Annotated in this window: 22 protein-coding genes; 11 read left to right on the top strand and 11 right to left on the bottom strand. The window is 62.8% G+C overall.

Annotated elements, in window-relative coordinates; all coding sequences use genetic code 11:
* Positions 1-12 precede the first annotated feature (12 nt).
* The 4 genes from P3R38_RS18390 to P3R38_RS18405 all read left to right on the top strand — a co-directional run bounded on the left by P3R38_RS18390 (position 13) and on the right by P3R38_RS18405 (position 4,426).
* Positions 13-1,047, top strand: a complete 1,035-nt coding sequence (locus P3R38_RS18390) for an aromatic ring-hydroxylating dioxygenase subunit alpha (RefSeq protein WP_023381741.1) — start codon at positions 13-15, stop codon at positions 1,045-1,047.
* Positions 1,048-1,055: 8 nt separating this feature from the next.
* Positions 1,056-2,015, top strand: coding sequence for a PDR/VanB family oxidoreductase (locus tag P3R38_RS18395; RefSeq protein ID WP_202675512.1), 960 nt, complete (start codon positions 1,056-1,058; stop codon positions 2,013-2,015).
* A gap of 385 nt (positions 2,016-2,400) precedes the next feature.
* Entirely contained in the window at positions 2,401-3,630 is a 1,230-nt protein-coding gene (locus P3R38_RS18400) for a hypothetical protein (RefSeq protein WP_277686485.1), read from the top strand.
* A gap of 325 nt (positions 3,631-3,955) precedes the next feature.
* Positions 3,956-4,426 carry a DUF4265 domain-containing protein gene (locus P3R38_RS18405; RefSeq protein WP_027907428.1) on the top strand — a complete coding sequence of 157 codons (471 nt, stop codon included), beginning with the start codon at positions 3,956-3,958 and terminating at the stop codon, positions 4,424-4,426.
* A 4-nt stretch (positions 4,427-4,430) separates the two neighbouring features.
* On the opposite strand, the gene P3R38_RS18410 is transcribed toward P3R38_RS18405, so the two are convergent.
* The 3 genes from P3R38_RS18410 to cysK form a co-directional block, all read right to left on the bottom strand.
* The gene (locus P3R38_RS18410) at positions 4,431-5,312 is read right to left on the bottom strand and encodes a DMT family transporter (protein WP_104883394.1); all 882 of its coding nucleotides are present in this window, start codon (positions 5,310-5,312) and stop codon (positions 4,431-4,433) included.
* 415 nt (positions 5,313-5,727) lie between these two features.
* Complete coding sequence (locus P3R38_RS18415) at positions 5,728-6,663, bottom strand: aspartyl/asparaginyl beta-hydroxylase domain-containing protein (RefSeq protein WP_023381746.1); 936 nt, start codon at positions 6,661-6,663, stop codon at positions 5,728-5,730.
* A 161-nt stretch (positions 6,664-6,824) separates the two neighbouring features.
* Positions 6,825-7,799 carry a cysteine synthase A gene (gene cysK / locus P3R38_RS18420; protein ID WP_277686486.1) on the bottom strand — a complete coding sequence of 325 codons (975 nt, stop codon included), beginning with the start codon at positions 7,797-7,799 and terminating at the stop codon, positions 6,825-6,827.
* Between the two features lie 130 nt (positions 7,800-7,929).
* Between cysK and P3R38_RS18425 the strand changes: the two genes are divergently transcribed.
* The 3 genes from P3R38_RS18425 (at position 7,930) to P3R38_RS18435 (ending at position 11,223) form a co-directional block, all read left to right on the top strand.
* Positions 7,930-9,003, top strand: coding sequence for a DUF748 domain-containing protein (locus P3R38_RS18425; RefSeq protein WP_023381748.1), 1,074 nt, complete (start codon positions 7,930-7,932; stop codon positions 9,001-9,003).
* 183 nt (positions 9,004-9,186) lie between these two features.
* On the top strand, positions 9,187-10,032 hold the full coding sequence (locus tag P3R38_RS18430; RefSeq protein ID WP_023381749.1) for a MoxR family ATPase: 846 nt from the start codon (positions 9,187-9,189) through the stop codon (positions 10,030-10,032).
* 12 nt (positions 10,033-10,044) lie between these two features.
* The gene (locus P3R38_RS18435) at positions 10,045-11,223 is read left to right on the top strand and encodes a VWA domain-containing protein (RefSeq protein WP_023381750.1); all 1,179 of its coding nucleotides are present in this window, start codon (positions 10,045-10,047) and stop codon (positions 11,221-11,223) included.
* Positions 11,224-11,280: 57 nt separating this feature from the next.
* Here P3R38_RS18435 and P3R38_RS18440 read toward each other — a convergent pair whose 3' ends face one another.
* Genes P3R38_RS18440 through P3R38_RS18455 form a run of 4 tightly spaced genes read right to left on the bottom strand, consistent with a single transcriptional unit; the run spans position 11,281 to position 14,959 of the window.
* Entirely contained in the window at positions 11,281-12,198 is a 918-nt protein-coding gene (locus P3R38_RS18440) for a biotin-dependent carboxyltransferase family protein (RefSeq protein WP_277686487.1), read from the bottom strand.
* Positions 12,195-12,890 carry a 5-oxoprolinase subunit PxpB gene (gene pxpB / locus P3R38_RS18445; RefSeq protein WP_023381752.1) on the bottom strand — a complete coding sequence of 232 codons (696 nt, stop codon included), beginning with the start codon at positions 12,888-12,890 and terminating at the stop codon, positions 12,195-12,197. The genes P3R38_RS18440 and pxpB overlap by 4 nt, the downstream gene beginning before the upstream one ends.
* Positions 12,887-13,666: a 5-oxoprolinase subunit PxpA gene (locus P3R38_RS18450; RefSeq protein WP_027907425.1), complete on the bottom strand. Its 780-nt coding sequence runs from the start codon at positions 13,664-13,666 to the stop codon at positions 12,887-12,889. Before P3R38_RS18450 ends, pxpB begins: the two co-directional genes overlap by 4 nt.
* A 9-nt stretch (positions 13,667-13,675) precedes the next feature.
* Positions 13,676-14,959 carry an MFS transporter gene (locus P3R38_RS18455; protein ID WP_023381754.1) on the bottom strand — a complete coding sequence of 428 codons (1,284 nt, stop codon included), beginning with the start codon at positions 14,957-14,959 and terminating at the stop codon, positions 13,676-13,678.
* Positions 14,960-15,088: 129 nt separating this feature from the next.
* Here P3R38_RS18455 and P3R38_RS18460 point away from each other — a divergent pair, with 129 nt between their 5' ends.
* Complete coding sequence (locus P3R38_RS18460) at positions 15,089-16,000, top strand: LysR family transcriptional regulator (RefSeq protein ID WP_023381755.1); 912 nt, start codon at positions 15,089-15,091, stop codon at positions 15,998-16,000.
* 60 nt (positions 16,001-16,060) lie between these two features.
* On the opposite strand, the gene P3R38_RS18465 is transcribed toward P3R38_RS18460, so the two are convergent.
* Genes P3R38_RS18465 through P3R38_RS18475 form a run of 3 tightly spaced genes read right to left on the bottom strand, consistent with a single transcriptional unit; the run spans position 16,061 to position 17,877 of the window.
* Complete coding sequence (locus P3R38_RS18465) at positions 16,061-16,582, bottom strand: DUF2937 family protein (protein WP_023381756.1); 522 nt, start codon at positions 16,580-16,582, stop codon at positions 16,061-16,063.
* Between the two features lie 9 nt (positions 16,583-16,591).
* Positions 16,592-17,365 (bottom strand): class II glutamine amidotransferase, encoded by a 774-nt coding sequence (locus tag P3R38_RS18470; protein ID WP_023381757.1) that lies wholly within the window; start codon positions 17,363-17,365, stop codon positions 16,592-16,594.
* Positions 17,366-17,379: 14 nt separating this feature from the next.
* On the bottom strand, positions 17,380-17,877 hold the full coding sequence (locus P3R38_RS18475) for a hypothetical protein (protein WP_023381758.1): 498 nt from the start codon (positions 17,875-17,877) through the stop codon (positions 17,380-17,382).
* Positions 17,878-18,035: 158 nt separating this feature from the next.
* Here P3R38_RS18475 and P3R38_RS18480 point away from each other — a divergent pair, with 158 nt between their 5' ends.
* Both P3R38_RS18480 and P3R38_RS18485 read left to right on the top strand, forming a co-directional pair.
* Positions 18,036-20,078 carry a S9 family peptidase gene (locus P3R38_RS18480; protein ID WP_277686488.1) on the top strand — a complete coding sequence of 681 codons (2,043 nt, stop codon included), beginning with the start codon at positions 18,036-18,038 and terminating at the stop codon, positions 20,076-20,078.
* A gap of 117 nt (positions 20,079-20,195) precedes the next feature.
* Positions 20,196-20,663 (top strand): cyclic nucleotide-binding domain-containing protein, encoded by a 468-nt coding sequence (locus P3R38_RS18485; RefSeq protein WP_023381760.1) that lies wholly within the window; start codon positions 20,196-20,198, stop codon positions 20,661-20,663.
* Here P3R38_RS18485 and P3R38_RS18490 read toward each other — a convergent pair.
* Positions 20,660-20,938, bottom strand: coding sequence for a hypothetical protein (locus P3R38_RS18490; RefSeq protein WP_023381761.1), 279 nt, complete (start codon positions 20,936-20,938; stop codon positions 20,660-20,662). The genes P3R38_RS18485 and P3R38_RS18490 overlap by 4 nt on opposite strands.
* A 131-nt stretch (positions 20,939-21,069) precedes the next feature.
* On the opposite strand from P3R38_RS18490, the gene P3R38_RS18495 reads away from it, so the two are divergent.
* On the top strand, positions 21,070-21,441 hold the full coding sequence (locus P3R38_RS18495; RefSeq protein WP_023381762.1) for a YajD family HNH nuclease: 372 nt from the start codon (positions 21,070-21,072) through the stop codon (positions 21,439-21,441).
* Positions 21,442-21,487: the final 46 nt, after the last annotated feature.

Raw genomic sequence — 21,487 nt, forward strand, 5'->3', positions numbered from 1 at the left:
AGGTAGAACAAGATGAACATGCACGTAACCGTCGATCCTGTTGAGCAACACCTGGCCAACGGCCTGAAAGACCTCTGGTTCCCGGTTTTGCCGTCGGAACTGCTGGGCGAGAAACCCGTCTCGATTCGCCGCCTGGGCTACAAGATCGCCCTGTGGCGCGACAACGATGGCAGCGTCCATGCCCTCGAAGACCACTGCCCGCACCGTGGCGCGCCGCTGTCCCAGGGGCCGGTGCTGGGCGATCGCCTGCAATGCCCTTACCACGGTGTGGAAGTGCGCTGCGACGGCACCGTGACCAAAGTGCCCGGCAGCCCCGGCTGCAAGCTCGAAGGCAGCCGCCCGACGCGAATGTTCCACACCCGCGAGGCGGCGGGCGCGATCTTCCTGTTCAACGCCGCCGACCCGCATCTGGAAACGCCTCCGGCGCTGGTACTGCCCGAGCAGTTGACCTCGCCCGAGTGGAGCAGCTTCCTCTGCTACACCGAGTGGAAAGGCGATTATCGCTATGTGCTCGACAACGTCATGGACCCAATGCACGGCACCTACCTGCACAAGATGTCCCACTCCATGAGCGAAGGCGAAGCCACCGCCAAGTTCGTCACCCGCGACACCGAGCAAGGCTTCTTCTTCGAGAAGGAGGGCCAGCGCGGGGTGAATTTCGACTGGACCGAATTCCTCGACAACGGCTGCCACTGGCTGCGCCTGGAAATCCCTTACCCGAAGACCGGCGGACCTGGCGGCAACTTCACCATCATCGGCAGCTACACCCCCAGCAGCCGTGCCCTGTCCGCCGTGTTCCACTGGCGCGCCCGTCCACTGACCGGCTGGCAGCGCGACACCTGGCGCTTCCTCTACAAGAACCGCCTGGAGGCCCGCCACTGGGCGGTGCTGGAGCAGGACCGGGTGCTGCTGGAATTCATGGAGCCGGACGCCAACCAGCGCGAGAACCTCTACCAGCACGACCTGGGTGTGGTGCGCCTGCGCCGTTACCTGAAGAGCAAGGCCAAGGAACAACTGGCCCTGATCGAAACCAAGCAACTGGGCTGAGGTGACCGATGTCCAACTCCTCCACCATCAGTGCCTTGGTGCACACCCTGCGCCATGAAGCCGAAGGCATCATCAGCGTCGAGCTGCGCCCTTGGGGCGACACGGTGTTCGCGCCGTTCGAGGCTGGCTCGCACATCGACCTGCACCTGCCCAACGGCCTGGTGCGCAGCTACTCACTGCTGAACGCGCCGAGCGATCAGGGCCGTTACGTGGTCGGTATCCTGCGCGACCGCGCCAGCCGCGGGGGCTCGCGCTACATCCACGAGCAACTGCGGGTGGGCATGCAATTGCAGATCTCGCAGCCGCGTAACAACTTCGCCCTGGACACCCGCGCCAGCCACAGCGTGCTGGTGGCCGGTGGCATCGGCATCACGCCGATCTATTGCATGTTCCGTCAACTGTTGGCGCTCGGCAGGTCGGCCGAGCTGATCTACTGCGCCCGTTCGCGCAAGGAGGCAGCGCTGCTGGAGGACATCGCCGGGCTTGGGGCGAAGGTGGTCTACCACTTCAATGACGAAAAGGGCTGTCTGCCGGACTTGGCGGGCTACCTGGCCGGGCGCCCGAGCGACACGCACTTCTACTGCTGCGGACCGACGCCGATGCTCGATGCCTTCGAGCAGGCCTGCGAAAACCTGGGCTACCCCCATGCCCACATCGAACGCTTTACGGCTGTGGAAGTGGCGCCGTCCGAGGATGCCCAGGTCAGCTACAGTGTCGAGCTGAGCCGGTCGGGCAAGACAGTCACCGTCGAGCCTGGGTTGAACCTGCTGGATGCACTGCTCGAAGCAGGCTGCGACATCGACTACAGCTGCCGCGAAGGCGTGTGTGGTTCATGCGAGACACGGGTCATCGAAGGCGAGATCGACCATCGTGACGGTGTGCTGACCAAGGCCGAGCGCGCCGCCAACGGTTCGATGATGGTGTGTGTGTCCGGGTGCAAGAGCCGGCGTTTGGTGCTAGATCTTTAAAGTAAATCTCGTGCTTGCTCACGCGTCGTTTGAACCGGCCCTCGCGGCCGGTTTTTTTTGCGCCTGGTTAGGGGGGCGTGCATTTAGCGGGTTCACCCGTGAAGAGGCCTGAACGGGCAACAGAACCACGCTGGTGCACATTCGCCCATTCGCTGGGCAGATCGGTAACCCAACTTCCGGGCTGTTCCAGATACGGCACAAAATAATGCGTTTCAAATATAAATAACTGTTTTACATGGATATTTTACAACTTTAAAACACTGGCACAAAACCTGCTCCATTCCCTGTGCAAAACAACATATCACCCCTGAAACAAAAAACCCGCAATCCAGGGCGACGCTCCCTTATTGCCTGGGGAAAACTACTTAATCTTGCAGGGCATGGCATGAACAAATATGTGATAAGCCTCGGTTTCATTCTCGGCAGTTGCGCAAGTCTCGCCTCCGAACCCGGCCCCGCCGCCCCCGACCAGCCGCCAGCGGTCAAGAAGCCGTTCCCACACATCGCCTGGCGCAGTGACGATGGGCAAAGCAGCCTGGATATCGGCGGAGCCCTGCGCATCAACTACCGCGACGAGCACTGGGATACCACCGAGAACAATGGCCGCTTCCTGTTCGACACCTTCCGCCTGGATGTCCAGGCCAGCCACCGCCAGTTATTCAGCGATGTCGGCTACTGGTTCCAGGATGACGGCAAACGCTCCATCGACCGCGGCTTCGTCGGCTACCGCCTCAGCCCGCAAGCCAACCTGCAACTGGGCGCGCCGTTCAAACCCTTCGGCCTGGAACCCTACCCGCAATTTGGCTGGAGCTATCACATTCCATTTTTCATGGGCTACGGCGTGAGTGCCGGTACGGGCCTCAAATACAGCTACAAGGATGATCGATGGGACCTGCAGTTGGGGTACTTCCCGCGCATGTTGCCCTCCAGCCTGCGTTACTCGCCAGAAGTCGGGCGCTATGCCGACTTGAACGACAACGCCGTTCCCTTCACCCAGTCTCGCCAGGACAACGAAAAGCGCCACCAGATCAACGCGCGCGTGGCCCGCACGTTCAGTGGCGAAGGTTGGAAATCCGAACTCGGCGCGTCGCTGGCAGCGGCTGAACTGTACAACGCCACCACTGACGATGACGGCGACTACTGGGCTGGCGGCGTGCATGCCCTGTTCAATCACGGGCCATGGACAATCACTGGCCAGGCGATCCGCTATGCGTACGACCCGAAGAACCCGGCAGGGGTCAGTGACGACGCCGTATTGATGGGAGGCAATGGCCTGACGCCGGCCTACCTGATTGCCTCGAAGGCGACCATCGGTGCGGTGAACGTCGGCTACGACGTGTTCACGCCCAACCTGGGGCAATTGAAGAAGATCAAGTTCTACACCGACTACAGCCGGATGATGAAAGATAAAAACGGTTGGGACGACTCGCAGATGTTCACGGTCGGCGCCCAGTTCCTGGCCATGCCGATCATGGCCTGGGTCGATTTGACCTGGGCACGCAATGCCAACCCTTTCGGCGGCGCGGAGAACGGGACCGGTTGGACCAGCACCCGCTCGGTGGGTAGCAATGACTGGTATTACCGGACCAATATCAATATTGGGTATTATTTTTGATGGGCTTGTCGGTGGCATTGTGCCGCTTTTGAGATCGAGCGCCGCCCGCGCGGCGCATCGCGAGCGCCTACGTTTGTTTCGGGCCAATTATGCCTGCGCGAATTGCGCGCGACGTACACACAAGGCGGTCGCGCGCACCTGTCACAGGCGTTTTGGCCGAATACAAACGTAGGAGCTCGCGATGCGCCGCGCGGGCGGCGCTCGGTTTCGAATACGCAACAAAACGCTCGGCATGCCCCAGGTGGCCCCTACCCAATCTCAATCGGTACAGACACCCAAGCCAAACCGCATTACGATAGGCAGCCCTCCCGACACGTAACGCCCCATGCCCCCCGAGCAAACCCCAGCCTACAAGATCGTGCTCTGGCGCCTGGAGCAGGATGCCCAAGGTTACCCACCCGCGTCGGTCGAAGGCCTCTGGGCAAAGCCCACCGTAGCTGGCTACAAGGTCGACAGCATTCCCTTCTATGCCTACGGCATCGCACCCGGCGACACCATCAGCATCCGTGAAGACGGCGAACAATGCTGGTTCGAAACCCTGCTGCACGGCGGCGGTGCTTCGGTGTTCCGCATCCTGGTAAAAGCCGCAGGCGACCTGGAACAAGTGCGCGCAGCGCTCGAGGATTTTGGCTGCCCCTGCGAAGTCGAAAAGGCGGTAAGGATGCTGGCCGTCGAAGTCCCGCCTGCACGTTCACTCGACACCGTGCTCTACTATCTGCTGACCCAGCGCGAAGCCGGCACACTGGACTTCGAGGAAGGCGTGCTGCGCCACACCATCCCCGAAGAGTTCCGCTAAGCGCTTACGCCTCGGCCAACCGTGCCGCCGGCTTGCGGAACACGAACAGCAGACCGACCACGATCAGCCCCATGCCCAACAAGCTGAGCGGCGCCAGGCGGTTACCGAAGATCAGCAAGTCCATCACCGCCGTCACCGCAGGCACCAGGTAGAACAGGCTGGTGACGTTGACCAGGTTACCCCGCGCAATCAGCCGGTACAGCAGTAAGGTGGCCAGCAACGACACCACCAGCCCCATCCACAGCAGCGCGCCGATGAAGCCACCGCTCCATTGCACATGCAGCGGTTGCAGCGGTGCGAATAGCCCGCACAGGGCAAAACCGGCCAGGTACTGCAGCGGCAAGGTGCCCATGGGGTTGTCGGTGATGCGCTTTTGCAGGATCGAACCCAACGTCATGCTGGCCAGCGCCAGCAATGCGAACAGCATGCCGGCCAGCGATACCCCGCCCAGGTTGATGCCCTGAAACACCACCATCACCAACCCGCCAAGCCCCAGGCCCAGACCGAACAGCCGGCTCCAGGAACGCTGGCGTTCCATGATCACCACGGTGAGGATCGGTTGCACGCCCATCACCGTGGCCATCACCCCAGGGGTGACGTGGGTGTCGAGCGCCAGCAGGTAGAAGATCTGGTAGGCGCCCAGCAGCACGCAACCGGTGCCCAAGGCCCGCAGCACCGCCGCACGGCCTCGCGGCCAACGCAGTCCGAGCAACGGGCTGATCAGCAGCAGACCGGCCAAGGCCAGCGCCGAGCGCAGCAGGAGAAAGGCAAACGGGCTGGCATGGGCCAGACCGAGCTTGGAAACGATCGCACCGCTGCTCCACAGCAGGACGAACAGACTGGTCGTGGCCGCCGAGGCCACGGACGCTTTGGAAAAGACAGACATGTATGCCACCTGTAATCGGGCAAAAAAGCCGAACGGAGGGCGTGTGCTTCAGTGAGGGAAGTCGCCGACCGTGTTCAGTAGGTTGCGGGTGCGAAGGGAGACGGCCAGAAGCCGATCAGCCCAGCACGACCCCGCAGCGAGGCGGAGCTACGCCGCCTACGACGCCACTGACAGGTGGTGGGTAATGACTGATCATGACCGGCTGCTGACTGCCACGCACGCCCCTGCCCGCGACTGGCGCGATGGCGAAGCATGTGGTGGTAGGGATGGCAGGCATGAACAGGGTCTTCGAGGAAATGACTGCGAAGGACTATAGCGGTGGATTGTTCCTGCGACAAGCACTCGATGAGCGGTGGCAGCGGCCTTGTGTCGCGAAAGGGCCGCCACGCGGCCCCAGGGCGACCTTTCGCAACAATCAGAACAACCAGCGATACAGCAAGTACGCCACCACCACTGCCAGCACTGGCCGCAGGATGCGGTAGGCCTTGGGGTTGGCGCGTTTGAACTGCTTCATGCGGGTGCTGATCTTGTTGCTGAAGCGCTTGCTCCAGGCGTACGCCTGGTTGATGCCGCCAACACGCTCGTCATCGGTGTTCTGCGGCGCGGTGGCACGCCCGAGGAAGGCGCTGACCTTACGGTTGATGCGGGTCATCAGCGAGCTGCTGAGCGGGCGCTCGATGTCGCAGAACAGGATCACGCGGGTGACGTCGGTTTCATTCTTGACCCAGTGCACGTAGGTCTCGTCGAACATCACGTCCTCACCGTCACGCCAGGCATACACCTGCCCGTCGACATAGATACGGCAGGCATCGGAGTTCGGCGTGGACAGCCCAAGGTGATAACGCAGGGAGCCGGCGAACGGGTCGCGGTGCGGGTTCAGGTGGCTGCCTCCGGGCAACAGCGCAAACATCGCGCCCTTGACGTTTGGAATGCTGCTGACCAGCTCGACGGTCCTGGGGCACAGTGCCTCGGCCGATGGCAGCGGCTTGTCGTACCACTTCAGGTAGAAGCGCTTCCAGCCTTTCTTGAAGAACGACCCGAAGCCAGCGTCGTTGTCCTTCTCGGCAGCGCGAATGTAGCCCTCGTCGAACAGGCGCATGGCCTCTTCGCGGATTTCCTGCCAGTTATCCTTGAGCACATCCAGCTCAGGAAAGCGTGTGCGGTCCAGGTAAGGCTTGGACGGCACTCCGGAGAACAGGTACATCAGCGCGTTGTAGGGGGCGAACAGTGCCGAATGGTTGACGAACTGGCGCAACACCGGGAGCCGCGCCTTGCCACGCAGGTGCACGAACAGCACGCTGCCGAAGAACACCAGCAGCACACCTGCCTTGGCGACGAAGGAAAAGGTCATGCAACACTCCTTGCTGAGCAGCAGGCCAGCGCTGCCTGATGCTGACGAAAATCATCCGGCCATCATAAACCGATCCCGCTCCGGTAAAAACAACCGGAACGGGATGGCTGTATTAAAGATTTTGTAATAAACCGGTTCGCCGAGTATTGCCCGGTGTCAGCTTACTGCTGGTTTTCCTGCTCGCTGAACATGTCGCTGAACAGCATGCTCGACAGGTAGCGTTCGCCGGAGTCGGGCAAAATCACCACGATGGTCTTGCCCTGCATCTCCGGCTTTTCGGCCAGGCGCACCGCCGCCGCCATGGCCGCGCCGCAGGAGATACCGCAAAGAATGCCCTCTTCGCGCATCAGGCGGATGGCCATGGCCTTGGACTCTTCGTCGGTGACCGTCTCCACCTGGTCGACGATCGACAGGTCGAGGTTCTTCGGTACGAAGCCTGCGCCGATGCCCTGGATCTTGTGCGGGCTGGGCTTGAGCTCTTCGCCGGCCAGGGTCTGGCTGATCAGCGGCGAAGCCACCGGCTCCACGGCCACCGAGAGGATCGACTTGCCCTGGGTGTGCTTGATATAGCGCGATACACCGGTAATGGTGCCGCCGGTGCCAACGCCTGCGACCAGCACGTCGATAGCGCCGTCGGTGTCGTTCCAGATTTCCGGGCCGGTGGTCTTTTCGTGGATCGCCGGATTGGCCGGGTTGTCGAACTGGCCGGGCAGGAAGTACTGATCAGGGTCGCCAGCGACGATTTCATTGGCCTTCTCGATCGCCCCCTTCATGCCCTTGGCAGGCTCGGTGAGCACCAGTTCGGCACCAAGGGCCTTGAGCACCTTGCGTCGCTCCAGGCTCATGGACGCCGGCATGGTCAGGATCAGCTTGTAGCCTCGGGCCGCTGCAACGAAAGCCAGGCCGATACCGGTGTTACCCGAGGTGGGTTCGACGATGGTCATGCCCGGCTTGAGCTTGCCGCTGCTCTCGGCGTCCCAGACCATGTTCGCGCCAATCCGGCATTTCACCGAATAACCAGGGTTGCGCCCTTCGATCTTGGCCAGGATGGTCACCCCACGCGGGGCGATGCGGTTGATCTGCACCAGCGGCGTATTGCCGATTGAATGGGCGTTGTCTGCGTAGATACGGCTCATGGCAGTGTCCTTGAACATGAGATGCAGGGAAAGACTTCAAGGTTAAGCCTGCCCCGGTGGCCAGTAAAGCCTGTTCGAACTCCCCCGCCAGCCCCGTGGTCCACCCTTCAACCTGCCCAGGAGAGCCCCAATGACCGCTCGCTACCGTTGGCCGCTGGTCGGCCTGGCCAGCCTGCTCGTGCTGCTGGCGGCCCTGCACCTGGCACTGCCTTACCTGGTGCGCGACTACCTCAACGAAAAACTTGCCGATATGGGCGACTACCGCGGCCAGGTCAGCGATGTGGACCTTGCCTGGTGGCGAGGGGCTTACCAGATCAACGGCCTGAAGATCGTCAAGACCACCGGCAAGGTGCCAGTGCCCCTGCTCGACGCCCCCCTGATCGACCTCTCGGTGAGCTGGCGTTCGCTGTGGTATGACCGGGCAGTCGTCGCTGAGGTCACCTTCGTGCGCCCCGAGCTTAACTTCGTCGATGGTGGCAACAAGCAGTCCTCGCAGACCGGCCAGGGTACCGACTGGCGTCAACAGCTGGAAAAGCTGCTGCCCATCACCCTCAATGAGGTACGTATCGAAGACGCCACCCTGAACTTTCATAACTTCAACTCCAGACCGCCGGTCGACCTCAAGGCCACCCAGCTCAACGCCAAGGTGCTCAACCTGACCAACGTACGCAACGAAAAAGGCCGTCGTGACGCCCGTTTCGACGGCAGCGCTCGCTTGCTGGGCGATGCGCGGGTAGAAAGCCGCGCGACCTTCGACCCGTTCAGCGACTTCGACAACTTCGAATTCCGCCTGCGTGCCACCGGCATCGAACTGCGCCGACTGAACGACTTTGCCAGTGCCTACGGCAAGTTCGACTTCAATGCCGGCCATGGCGACCTGGTGATCGAAGCCCAGGCCAGCGACGGCAGGCTAAGCGGCTACATCAAGCCGCTGCTGCGCGATGTCGATGTGTTCGACTGGCAGCAGGATGTCGAGAACAAGAACAAAGGCTGGTTCCGCTCGATCTGGGAGGTGCTGGTCGGTGCCAGCGAAACCGTGCTGAAAAACCAGCCCAAGAACCAGTTCGCCACCCGCGTGGAACTCAGTGGCAGCGTACACAAGCAGGATGTCAGCGCCTTCGAGGCCTTCCTGCAGATACTGCGCAATGGCTTCATCGAAGCATTCAATGCACGTTATGAGCAGCCTTCTCCTGATTCCGACTGAATATTAGCGCGACGCACCATTCAGAGACTGAATGCCCGGTCTGCGTTTCCAGCTGCCTGGGCGCGGGTTATAGTCGCTGGCAAATGACAAACCTGTGTTGTCCGTTTCGGCCCTGTCGCCGACAACCCGGCTCCCTCCGGTACGCCGCGAGGGCCAGTACGGACACCCACCGAGGAGCGGTTCATGAAGTTCGAAGGTACCCGTGAATACGTCGCCACAGACGATCTGAAACTGGCAGTCAACGCAGCGATCACCCTGGAGCGCCCGTTGCTGGTCAAGGGTGAGCCGGGTACCGGCAAGACCATGCTCGCCGAACAACTCGCCGCCTCCTTCGGCGCCCGTTTGATCACCTGGCACATCAAATCCACCACCAAGGCCCACCAGGGCTTGTACGAGTACGATGCGGTCAGTCGCCTGCGCGATTCGCAGCTGGGCGTGGACAAGGTCCACGACGTGCGCAACTACCTGAAAAAGGGCAAGCTGTGGGAGGCGTTCGAGGCTGACGAGCGGGTGATCCTGCTGATCGACGAAATCGACAAGGCCGACATCGAGTTCCCCAACGACCTGCTGCAAGAGCTCGACAAGATGGAGTTCTACGTCTACGAAATCGACGAGACCATCAAGGCCAAGCAGCGCCCGATCATCATCATTACCTCCAACAACGAAAAAGAGCTGCCCGACGCCTTCCTGCGCCGCTGCTTCTTCCACTACATCGCCTTCCCCGATCGCGACACGCTGCAGCAGATCGTCGACGTGCACTTCCCGAACATCAAGCAATCGCTGGTCAGTGAAGCGCTGGACGTGTTCTTCGATGTGCGCAAGGTACCGGGCCTGAAGAAGAAGCCGTCTACCTCCGAGCTGGTCGACTGGCTGAAACTGCTGATGGCCGACAACATCGGCGAAGCGGTGCTGCGCGAGCGCGACCCGACCAAGGCCATCCCGCCGCTGGCCGGGGCATTGGTGAAGAATGAACAGGACGTGCAACTGCTGGAGCGCCTGGCCTTCATGAGCCGACGCGGCAACCGCTGACAGGAGCCGGCCATGCTGCTCAACCTGTTCAATGAAATGCGCGCGGCCAAGGTACCGGTGTCGGTGCGCGAGTTGCTCGACCTGCTCAATGCCCTGCAAAAGCGTGTGGTGTTCGCCGACATGGACGAATTCTACTACTTGGCACGGGCCATCCTGGTCAAGGACGAGCGTCATTTCGACAAGTTCGACCGGGCGTTCTCGGCCTACTTCAAGGGCCTGGAAAACCTCGACCGACACCTTGAGGCGCTGATCCCCGAGGACTGGCTGCGCAAGGAGTTCGAACGCTCGCTCAGCGATGAGGAAAGGGCGCAGATTCAGTCCCTGGGCGGCCTGGACAAGCTGATCGAGGAATTCAAGAAGCGCCTCGAAGAACAGAAGGAACGCCACGCCGGCGGCAACAAGTGGATCGGCACCGGCGGCACAAGCCCGTTCGGCTCGGGCGGGTTCAACCCCGAAGGCATTCGCGTGGGCGAGGCCGGCAAGCGCCAGGGCAAGGCGGTCAAGGTCTGGGACCAGCGCGAGTACAAGAATCTAGACGACCAGGTCGAACTCGGCACCCGCAATATCAAGCTGGCCCTGCGCCGCCTGCGCAAGTTCGCTCGCGAAGGCGCCGCCGAAGAGCTTGATATCGACGGCACCATCGACCACACCGCCCGCGATGCCGGGCTGCTGAACATCCAGATGCGCCCCGAGCGGCGCAATACGGTCAAGCTGTTGTTGCTGTTCGACATCGGCGGTTCGATGGACGCCCACGTCAAGGTGTGCGAAGAACTGTTCTCGGCCTGCAAGACCGAGTTCAAGCACCTGGAGTATTACTACTTCCACAACTTCGTGTACGAGTCGGTGTGGAAGAACAACCTGCGCCGCACCTCGGAGCGCTTCTCCACTTTCGACCTGCTGCACAAGTACGGCGATGACTACAAGGTCGTGTTCGTCGGGGATGCGGCGATGGCACCTTACGAAATCACCCAGCCCGGTGGCAGCGTCGAGCACTGGAACGAAGAAGCCGGGTATGTGTGGATGCAGCGCTTCATGGAGAAATTCAAGAAGATCATCTGGATCAACCCCTATCCTAAGCAAGCCTGGGACTACACGGCTTCGACGCATCTGGTACGGGATCTGATCGAGGACAAGATGTACCCGCTGACCTTGCAGGGGTTGGAGGATGGCATGCGGTATCTGTCGAAGTAGGCTCGGTCGATAGCGGCCCTGTCGCCACGGGTCGTCGGGGCGACAGGGCCTTTGGCGTTACCCCCAACGGCGCAGGTAAGCCTGCTGCTCCCGCCAGGCATCCTCCTGAAGCACTGCCCTGAACCGCACCGTCGCCCCCGGCATGCACTGGGCCAATCGCGCCAGTGCCAGCGGCGTCAATGCCCCCAGTCGTGGATACCCACCAATGGTCTGACGGTCATTGAGCAGCACGATCGGCTGCCCATCCGGTGGCACCTGCACGGCTCCCAGGGGGATACCCTCGGAAATCATCGGCGCGCCCTGGTAGACCAATTGCGGTCCCAACAGGCGAATCCCCATGCGATCGGCGCGGCTGTCCAGCGTCCAGTCCGAATTGAACGCCTCGAACAGACTGGTGCCGCTGAAATCCCCGATCTGCGCGCCCATCACCAGGTCCAGAACAGGCTTTACGCCATAGCCTGGACGCAGCGTTTCGGGCACCTCACTCAAGGCCGATGCGCTGCCTTCGAACGTCAGCACCTGCCCCTTGCTCAAAGGCGCCCCGCAACCATCGACGCCGCCCAATGCTTCACGCACGACCGTGGCGCAGCTACCCAGGACAGCTTCGGCATCGACCCCACCGGGCACCGCCAGGTAGGCTCGAACGCCCTGTTTAGGCTGCCTGAGTGTCAGCCGCTGCCCTTTGGCCAGCGTGAACGCGCGCCAAGGCGATAAAGGTTGATCGTCAAGCCGCGCATCCAGGTCAGCGCCGGCCAGGGCCAGCACGCAATCCTGCTCGGCCAGGACGGTAAAACCGCCCAGCGCCACTTCGATTACCGGCGCGCCCAATGGATTACCCAGCAGCCAGTTGGCCCAGTACATCGCCACCCAATCCAACGCCCCGCCCTGGGTCACCCCCAGATGCCGGACGCCAAAGCGCCCTGCGTCCTGCACCTGGCACAGCGCGGTGCTGGTTTCGATCCTCAACTGCTTCATGCCTGTGCCTCCAGCGGGCTGTCATCGCCACCCAACGCCAGGAACCGGGCATGGGTGACCGCCACGAAGCGCACCCGGTCACCCGGTTGCAGCAAGCTGTAGCCCTCGCGTTGTCGGTCGAACAAACGAACCGGGGTGCGCCCGATCAAGTTCCAGCCCCCTGGCGATACTGCCGGGTAGGCCGCGGTCTGGCGCTCGGCAATACCGACGCTGCCCGCCGCCACGCGTTTGCGCGGAGTGCTCAGGCGTGGCGAGGCCAAGCGCTCGTCCACCAGCCCCATGAAGCCGAAACCGGGGGCAAAGCCCAAGGCGAAAACCGGGTATTCGCGCTCACTGTGCAAACGGATCACCTCGTCCTCGGACAAGCCGCTGCGGGCGGCCAGCACCGGCAGTTCAGGGCCGACACTGGCGTGGTACCACACCGGAATCTCATGCCGATACCCGCTGTTGCCTGTATCTGGCTGCACACCTTCCAGCGCGTGTACGATCAACCTCCTCGCCTCTGCCGGCGCCAGGTCGCACTGCACCATCAACGTGGTATAGGACGGCACCAGATCCACCAGGCGCTCACCGAAGGCCGCCCGAAGCCGCTGGCTGGCCGCCAGGATCCACGGCATGTTGGCTTCGTCGATGGCGTCGAACAGGCGCACCATCAGGCTGTCGATGGCCACGACCTCGATACGCACCTTCATGCGCGCTCCAGCGCATCGAGGGCTTGGCGAATCTGGCGCACGGCGGCCACGGAGCTGTCGTTGTCGCCGTGCACGCAGAGGGTGCTGGCGTTCAGGCGCAGCGCGCTGCCATCGCTGGCGACCAGGGCCTCGCCATGGGCCAGGTGCAGGGCCTGTTCGACCACCAGCGCCGGGTCGTGGTGAACAGCGCCCGGCAAGCGGCGGGAGACCAGATGCCCACTGGCGGTGTAGGCGCGGTCAGCGAACGCCTCGAACCACAGCGGCACGCCAATTTCATCACCCAGCGCCTGGGCCGCGCTGTCGTCGGCGGTGGCCATCAGCATCACTGGCAAACCGGCGTCATAGGCCGCCACGGCTTCGAGTACGGTGCGCAGCTTGATTGGGTCGGCCATCATGTCGTTGTACAGCGCACCATGGGGCTTCACGTAAGCCACCCGGCCGCCAAGCACCCTGCAGATGCCGTCCAGCGCACCGATCTGGTAATGCAACAGATCGCGGATTTCCTCGTTGCTGCAGGCCATCGACCGGCGACCGAAGCCAACCAGGTCTGGATAGGCCGGATGGGCACCGATGGTCACTCCGTGATCCAGCGCCATGGCCACGGTACGGCGCATGATGCTCGGGTCACCGGCATGGTAACCACAGGCAATGTTGGCGCAGTCGATGTAAGGCATGACGTCAGCGTCCAGGCCCATGCGCCAGTTGCCGAAACTCTCACCCATGTCGCAATTGAGTAGCAGGCGTTTCACCTTGCGTGCTCCCGTGTCGATGTTCATATGCCTACCTTAACGTGCCTGAAGCTGTTTGCCGCGGGTTTCCGGCAGGCTCAGCGCCGCCAGGATCACCACGCCGTACGAAACTGCGGAAAACACGCCAATGCCCAGCCCCAAGGGCACCTTCTGGCCGAGCAGCCCGATCATCAACGGGAACAGCGCGGCGATCACCTTGCCGATGTTGTAGCAAAAACCCTGCCCCGATCCCCGGATACGCGTGGGGAACAGTTCGGTCAGGAACGCCCCCATGCCGCTGAAGATGCCCGAGGCGAAGAAGCCCAGTGGGAAGCCCAACCACAACATCACGCCATCGCTGACCGGCATCTGCGTGTACAGCAGCACGATGACGAACGAACCCACGGCGAACAGGATGAAGTTCTTCTTGCGCCCCAGCAGATCGGACAGGTATGCACTGACCACATAGCCCACGTACGAGCCAACGATCACCATGGCCAGGTAACCGCCCGTGCCCAGCACGCTCAGGCCGCGCTCGTTCTTGAGGAACGTCGGCAGCCAGGAGGTAATGGCGTAGTAGCCGCCCAGGGCGCCAGTGGTCAGCAGGGAGGCTCGCACGGTGGTCCAGAGCATGCCGGGGGCGAAGATCTCGTAGAAATGCGCAGGCGCCTCGGCCTTTTCCACCGCCTTGGCCGCACGATAGACCTCCGGGTCCTTGACCAGACGACGGACGAAGATCACGAACACCGCCGGCACCAGCCCCAGCAGGAACAACGCCCGCCAGGCTTGCTCCGCCGGCAGCCAGGAGAACAGCAGCGCGTACAAAATCGCCGTGAGCCCCCAGCCGATGGCCCAGCCGGATTGCACCATGCCCACCGCCTTGCCACGGTCCTGGGCGCGGATCACTTCGCCGATCAGCACCGCGCCAGCGGTCCACTCGCCACCGAAACCGAAGCCCATCAAGGTACGGGCAATCAGCAACTGCTCGTAGTTCTGGGCGAAGCCGCACAGGAAGGTGAAGAAGGCGAACCACAGCACCGTCAGTTGCAAGGTGCGCACGCGACCGATGCGGTCGGAGAGAATACCGGCGATCCACCCGCCAATGGCTGAGGCGATCAGGGTGCTGGTATGAATCAGCCCGGCCTCGGTGGTGCTGATGCCCCACATCAGGATCAGCGTGGGAATGACGAAGCTGAGCATCTGCGTGTCCATGCCATCCAGGCCATAGCCGATCTTGCAGCTCCAGAAGGTGCGTCGTTGCTGTTTGTCGATGTCGCGATACCAGGCCAATGGCCCGGTCGAGCTGGGGGAAGACATCTGTTGCACGCCGGATGGGTTCATGCTTGCCTCGGCTTGTTGGTATTGTTTTATGGACGACGTCTGGCGTCGCGGCCTGTCACCATTGTTCAGAGGCCGTGCGGCTTGAGTCCAACGAGAAAAACCGCCGGTCTGGAACAAGAAAAACTGATCATGAACCTCCGTTTCCTCGAAACCTTCGTCTGGGTCGCGCGGCTCAAGAGCTTCCGCCTCACCGCGGACAAGCTGTTCACCACCCAGGCCTCGGTCTCCAGCCGTATCGCCGCGCTGGAGGCGGACCTTGGGGTTAAGCTGCTGCTGCGCGACTCGCGGGGCGTCAGCCTCACACCGGAAGGCAGCAAGGTGCTGGAGTACGCCGAGCACATGCTCGATACCGCCAAAGCGATGAAACAGTCGCTGGACAGCGACCGGACCAAGGTCGGGCGCATTCGCATCGGGGTGATGGACACGGTGATCCACACCTGGATGAGCGCGCTGGTGGCCGAGCTGACCGAGCGCTATCCGCACGTGGAAATCGAACTGGTGGCCGACACCGCGCTGAACCTGCGCGAACAGCTGCAAAAGGGCTTTCTCGACGTGATTCTGCAGACCGACCTGCTGCGCGAGCAGTCGATTCGCAGCCTGGACCTGGCCCGTTACCCGATGGGCTGGGTGGTGGCCACAGGCTCCAGCCACCACCGCGAATACGCCTCGCTCGCCGAACTGGGACGCGAACGGATCGTCACGTTTTCCAGAAATTCGCGGCCACATCAGGAAGTGCTCAGCCTCCTCCAGGGCGCGGGGTGCGAGATGCCCCGGTTGAACTGCGTGAACTCGGTGGCGGCGATTACCCGGCTATTGCGTGACGGCTTTGGTATTGGTGCGCTGCCGCCTGCGCTGGTGGATGCGGAACTGAGTCGCGGCGAGCTGGTGTTGATCGAAGGCCTGCAACCGCCGCCCAGCCTGGAACTGGTGGTGGCGTGGCAGACCGGGGTGGCCTTGGTCGACGAAGTGGTCAGGGTGTGCAGGCAAGTGCTGGAGGGCTATGCGCGGGATGTCGGCGGCCAGCGGATCGTGCTGGTCTGACGGTCTTGTCGCCCAAGACGCCCCTGTAGCGGGTGCGTTGCAGGCGCTGGCGACAATCGACTAGCGCCAGCTCTCTTTGACTGCCTTGCGCCGTCCACCCAGAATCACCCAGCCAAGCAGCACCAGCAGGCTCTCGACGGCAAACGCCAGCACGAATCCAGTGCCGATCCCCCAGCCAATCGCTTCAGGCACCAGCAGAAGCTGGTAGCTGTAGCCCTTGAGCGTCTCCTCGCGCAGTTGTGGCTCTGGCTGCACCAGCACATGCCAGGTGCGGCTCACCCACGAGCCTTGCAACGCCTGCCATTCATCCTCGAGCAACTGGTTGCGAATCAACAGGCTCTCGATGCTGTTGGCATCGCTGTTGAACACCGGGTCGTCGCTGCCGCGATAGTGCTTGAGCAATGCCTGCAGGTCACCGTTGAAGAACCGCTCGGCCGTCTGCTTGAAACCGTCGAGTGCCTGGCGCGACTCGAACAGGTGCGCCTCGACCCGCTGGGTGTAGTCCTTGACCAGCCCCGGAACCTGGATACCGGCCAGCAGGCCGAACGTGAACAGCAGCAACCGCAGATAACTTCTGAACATGCAGCGTCCTTAGCTCTGGCCGTGGGAAACGCACTCTCCGTGCCGCCACAACGCCCACTGGCCCGGCTCGTAGCGGTTCCAGGTTTCGTTTTCGGTGAGCGCTTCGGTGGCGATCACCGTGACCACGTCGTTGGGGGTGGTTTCGGTGTGAAAATCGACGATCAGGTCGACATCCTTCAAACGCGCGGCACCGAATGGCGCGCGACGGGTAATGTGTACCAGCTTGGTCGAACAGAAGCAGAACAGCCAGTCGCCGTCGCTGAGCAGGCAATTGAACACGCCCTTGCCACGGTAACCGGCACAGGCCTCCACCAGCACCGGCAGCAACTGCTCCACCTCCACAGGCTCGGGGAAAGCCGCACGGATGCGGTTGAGCAGGTCGCAGAAGGCCGCTTCGCTGTCGGTGTCGCCCACGGGCCGGTAGAACGTCGCCTCGCCCTTGAAGTCGCCCAGCTGGCCGTTGTGTGCGAAGCACCAGTTGCGCCCCCACATTTCACGGACGAACGGATGGGTGTTGGACAGGCAGACCCGGCCGACGTTGGCCTGGCGGATGTGGCCGATGACCACTTCGCTCTTGATCGGGTAGCGCTGCACCAGGTTGGCGACTTCCGATTCGCTACTCGCCGCCGGGTCCTGGAACAGCCGCAGGCCACGGCCTTCGTAAAACCCGATGCCCCAGCCATCACGGTGCGGGCCGGTACGCCCGCCCCGCTGCATCAGGCCGGTAAAGCTGAAGACGATGTCGGTAGGGACGTTGGCACTCATGCCCAGCAGTTCACACATGCTCGTCGCTCCGTTTACAAGCGCGGTTCTACCCGGCCACGGCCGGTCATCGGCGTTGGCGCCGGGTCGTCGCGGTAGCGGTCGCGGCGGTCGGCACCGAAGGCGGACTCGGACGCGACCTGCTCATCCTCGGCTGCCTGACGCTTGGCGGTAGCCTCGGCATTCGCACGGCGCTCGCGGGCGCGTTTTTCCAGTGGCCAGCGGACCAGCACGAACAGTGCATACAGCGCGAAGGCGATCATGCCGTACAGAGCGAAATCGGAGACCGCGCGCCAGGCGTTGTTGCCCACCTTGAAGGCAACGTCCAGGGTGGTGATGGCGATGGCCGGGGCGAAGCTTTCCTTGACCGGGTCTACGATGGTTGGGGTCAGCAGCAGCACCGCCAGGATCACCCGCAGCGGTTCACGCAGCCAGCGCCACATCCAGCCGGTGAGTTTGAAGCCCACCAGCAGGCAGCCCAGGGCGGCAAGGGCGTAGAGGCCCCAGGCGAGGGTATAGTCGTTCTCGGTCATGGTGATCGTGCAAGCCAGGCAAAGAGATGCCTATGATAAACACTTTTCAGGGCGCAGGCGCCCCCCGGCGACAGCGCTAGCCTGTTAGGGCCTCTTCGCGGGTTTCCCCGCGAGGGGGCAGGTACGCACACCGACAGCCCCCAGCCAAGAGATCCCCGATGCCCAGCAAACCTCAGCCCCCCATCGCCCGCCAAGACTCGGCAACCGACCCCTACGCCTGGCTGCAACAACGTGACACCCCTGAAGTAATGGCCTACCTGCAAGCGGAAAACACCTACCAGCAAGCCTGCCTGGCCGACCAGGCGCCCTTGCGCGAGCAGCTGTTCGAGGAGATCAGGGGCCGTATCCAGGAAACCGACCTGTCGCTGCCCTCGCCCTGGGGCCCGTACCTGTACTACACCCGCACCACGGCGGGCGACGAATACCCCAGGCACTATCGCTGCCCGCGCCCGGCGGACGACGCCAACACCGTCGATGAAAGCCGCGAGCAGCTGCTGCTGGACCCCAACGCCCTGGCCAATGGCGGCTTCCTGTCGCTGGGCGCGTTCAACGTCAGCCCCGACCACCGCTTGCTGGCCTATAGCCTGGATACCAGCGGCGACGAAATCTACACGCTGTACGTCAAGGACCTGGCCGACGAGAGCGTCACCACCCTGCCCTTCGACGACTGTGACGGCAGCATGACCTGGGCCAACGACAGCCAAACGCTGTTCTTCGCCGAACTGGATGACACCCACCGCCCGTGGCGCCTGCGCCGCCACACCCTCGGCGAGGCCTCGGCAGCGACGGTGTTCGAAGAGACCGATGGCCGCTTCTTCCTGCACTGCTACCGCTCCAGCTCCGAGCAGCAGCTGGTGCTGCTGCTCAACAGCAAGACCACCAGCGAGGCTTGGGTGCTCGACGCTAGCACCCCGCAAGCCGAATTCACCTGCCTGGCACCGCGCCAGGAAGACCACGAGTACTTCCCGGACCACGGCCAGCTTGACGGTGAGTGGCGCTGGTTCATCCGCACCAACCAGGATGGCATCAACTTTGCCCTGTACCACGCACCGGCCAGCCAGGTACCAACCCGCCAGCAATGGCAGGTGCTGGTACCGCATCGCGATGAAATCATGCTCGAAGGCCTGAGCCTGAACGCCAGCGCCCTGAGCCTGAGCCTGCGCGAAGGCGGCTTGCCGATCATCGAGGTTCGTCCACAGGGCCTGCAGCCGTACCGTGTCGAATTGCCCGATGCGGCCTACAGCCTGTATGTGCAGGACAGCATGGAGTTTTCCAGCCCCCGCATTCGCCTGCGCTACGAGGCCCTCAACCGCCCGGCCCAGGTACGCCAGCTGGAACTGGCCAGCGGTGCCCAGCAAGTGCTCAAGCAAACCCCGGTGCTAGGGCCATTCGACGCCGACGACTACGTGAGCGAACGCTTGTGGGCTATCGCCCAGGACGGCACCCGTGTGCCGATCAGCCTGGTGCGCCGGCGTACGGATGCCGGCAAGGTCGTGCCACTGTACCTGTACGGCTACGGCGCCTATGGCGAGAGCCTCGACCCATGGTTCTCACATGCCCGCCTGAGCCTGCTGGAGCGCGGCGTAGCCTTCGCCATCGCCCACGTCAGGGGCGGCGGCGAGCTGGGTGAGGCTTGGTACCGCGCGGGCAAGCAGGAGCACAAGCAGAATACCTTCAACGACTTCATCGCCTGCGCCGAGCACTTGATCGCCGAGGGCGTGACCTGTGCCGATCGCCTGGCCATCAGCGGCGGCAGCGCTGGTGGGTTACTGATCGGCGCCGTGCTCAACCTGCGCCCGGAGCTGTTCCGCTGCGCCATAGCCGAAGTGCCGTTCGTCGACGTTCTCAATACCATGCTCGACCCCGACCTGCCGCTGACCGTCACCGAGTACGACGAATGGGGTAACCCGCAAGCGCCAGAGGTGTATGAGCGGATCAAGGCCTACGCCCCCTACGAAAACGTGAAGGCCCAGGCCTATCCGGCCATGCTGGTGGTCGCCGGCTACAATGACAGCCGCGTTCAGTACTGGGAGGCCGCCAAGTGGGTGGCACGCCTGCGCACGCGCAAGACCGACGACAACCTGCTGCTGCTCAAGACCGAAATGGGCGCCGGCCACGGCGGCATGAGCGGTCGGTACCAAGGGCTCAAGGACGTGGCCTTGGAGTACGCGTTCGTGTTGAATGAGCTGGGCGTGGCGTAAATCGCGTTTTTTGTTGTCATACCCAGCGCAGCGCACCTGAAGGTCCTAACGCCGGCAATCCGGCTCCAGAAGGTGTGCCCCACGCTCTCGGACAACAGCCGCGAAGAAGAACGACACATGCCCGACCAAACCCTTCTGAACACCGAAATCCGCGACATGCTCATGGACTGCGGCCAGTTCGACAACCTGCAGCTCAGCGACTTCCAGGCCGCCGCTGGTTATTTCAGCCTGACCGAAATCCGTGAGGGCCATACCATCTTCAACGAAGGCGACGCCGGTACCTTCATGTGCATCCTGCACCAGGGCGTGGTCTCGGTGCGCAAGACAGACAGCACGGGTGCCCAGGTCGAAATCGCCACCCTGCGCAAGGGCCGCGCCTTCGGTGAAATGGCCGTACTCGACGGCGAACGGCGCTCGGCCAGCTGCATCGCCGCCAGCGACTGCCTGCTGTTGACCCTGGGCAAGGACTCGCTGGAAAAGATGCTCAATGAGGCACCCCGTATCGCCGCACGGATCATCCGCGCGCTGGCCGTGACCCTTTCGAAACGCCTGCGCATGCAGGATGGCCAACGCCTGGCACTTTAATCGTCGTCAGGCGGTGGTTTCACCGGTTCAGGGCGCAACCCAGGCAAAGGCTGGTCCTTGGGCGGTCCAGGCACCGGCATCGGTGGCAACAGCGGGCCACCTGGCTGGCTGTCATTCGCCTTGGGCGGCGTGCTCGGGGTGATTTGCGGGTAAGGCGTTGGCGTCGGCGTGCCAGGCGCTCCAGGCACGGGTGTGTTGATCCGCGGTGGCGTACCCGCGGCTTCGACTGTTGGCACCACGGCGAGCAGCAGCGCGGTGAGGATCGCACGGACCATCTGCAACCTCCTGTCGGGACCAATCTACAGGCTACGCCTTCCTGGCACTTTTTGCCTGTCCGAGGGCCCCGCAAGCGCGCTAGACTCAAGAGTAGAACCGTCATTTGCCTGATCAAGACAAAGGAAACACCATGAGTTCGGCCTCCACTTCCGCCGCCACCGCCCGCCTCGACCGCATCCTGGCCGACGCCAAGCGCGACAAAGAAATGGGCTACCGCGACAAAGCCCTGAAAATGTACCCGCATGTGTGTGGCCGCTGCGCCCGTGAGTTCTCCGGCAAGCGCCTGAGCGAACTGACCGTGCACCACCGCGACCACAACCACGACAACAACCCCCAGGATGGTTCGAACTGGGAGCTGCTGTGCCTGTACTGCCACGACAACGAGCACTCGCGCTACACCGACCAGCAGTATTTCAGCGAAGGGTCGACCAGCACGCCAAGCATCGCCAAGGCCACCCACAACCCATTCGCTGGGTTGGCGGGCATGCTCAAGAAAGACTGAACGTCGTTTCGCCCCCCACTGCCGCCGGGTAGCCCGTATAATCGCG

The sequence above is a fragment of the Pseudomonas sp. NyZ480 genome, assembly GCF_029537255.1.
Taxonomy (GTDB): Bacteria; Pseudomonadota; Gammaproteobacteria; order Pseudomonadales; family Pseudomonadaceae; genus Aquipseudomonas; species Aquipseudomonas taiwanensis.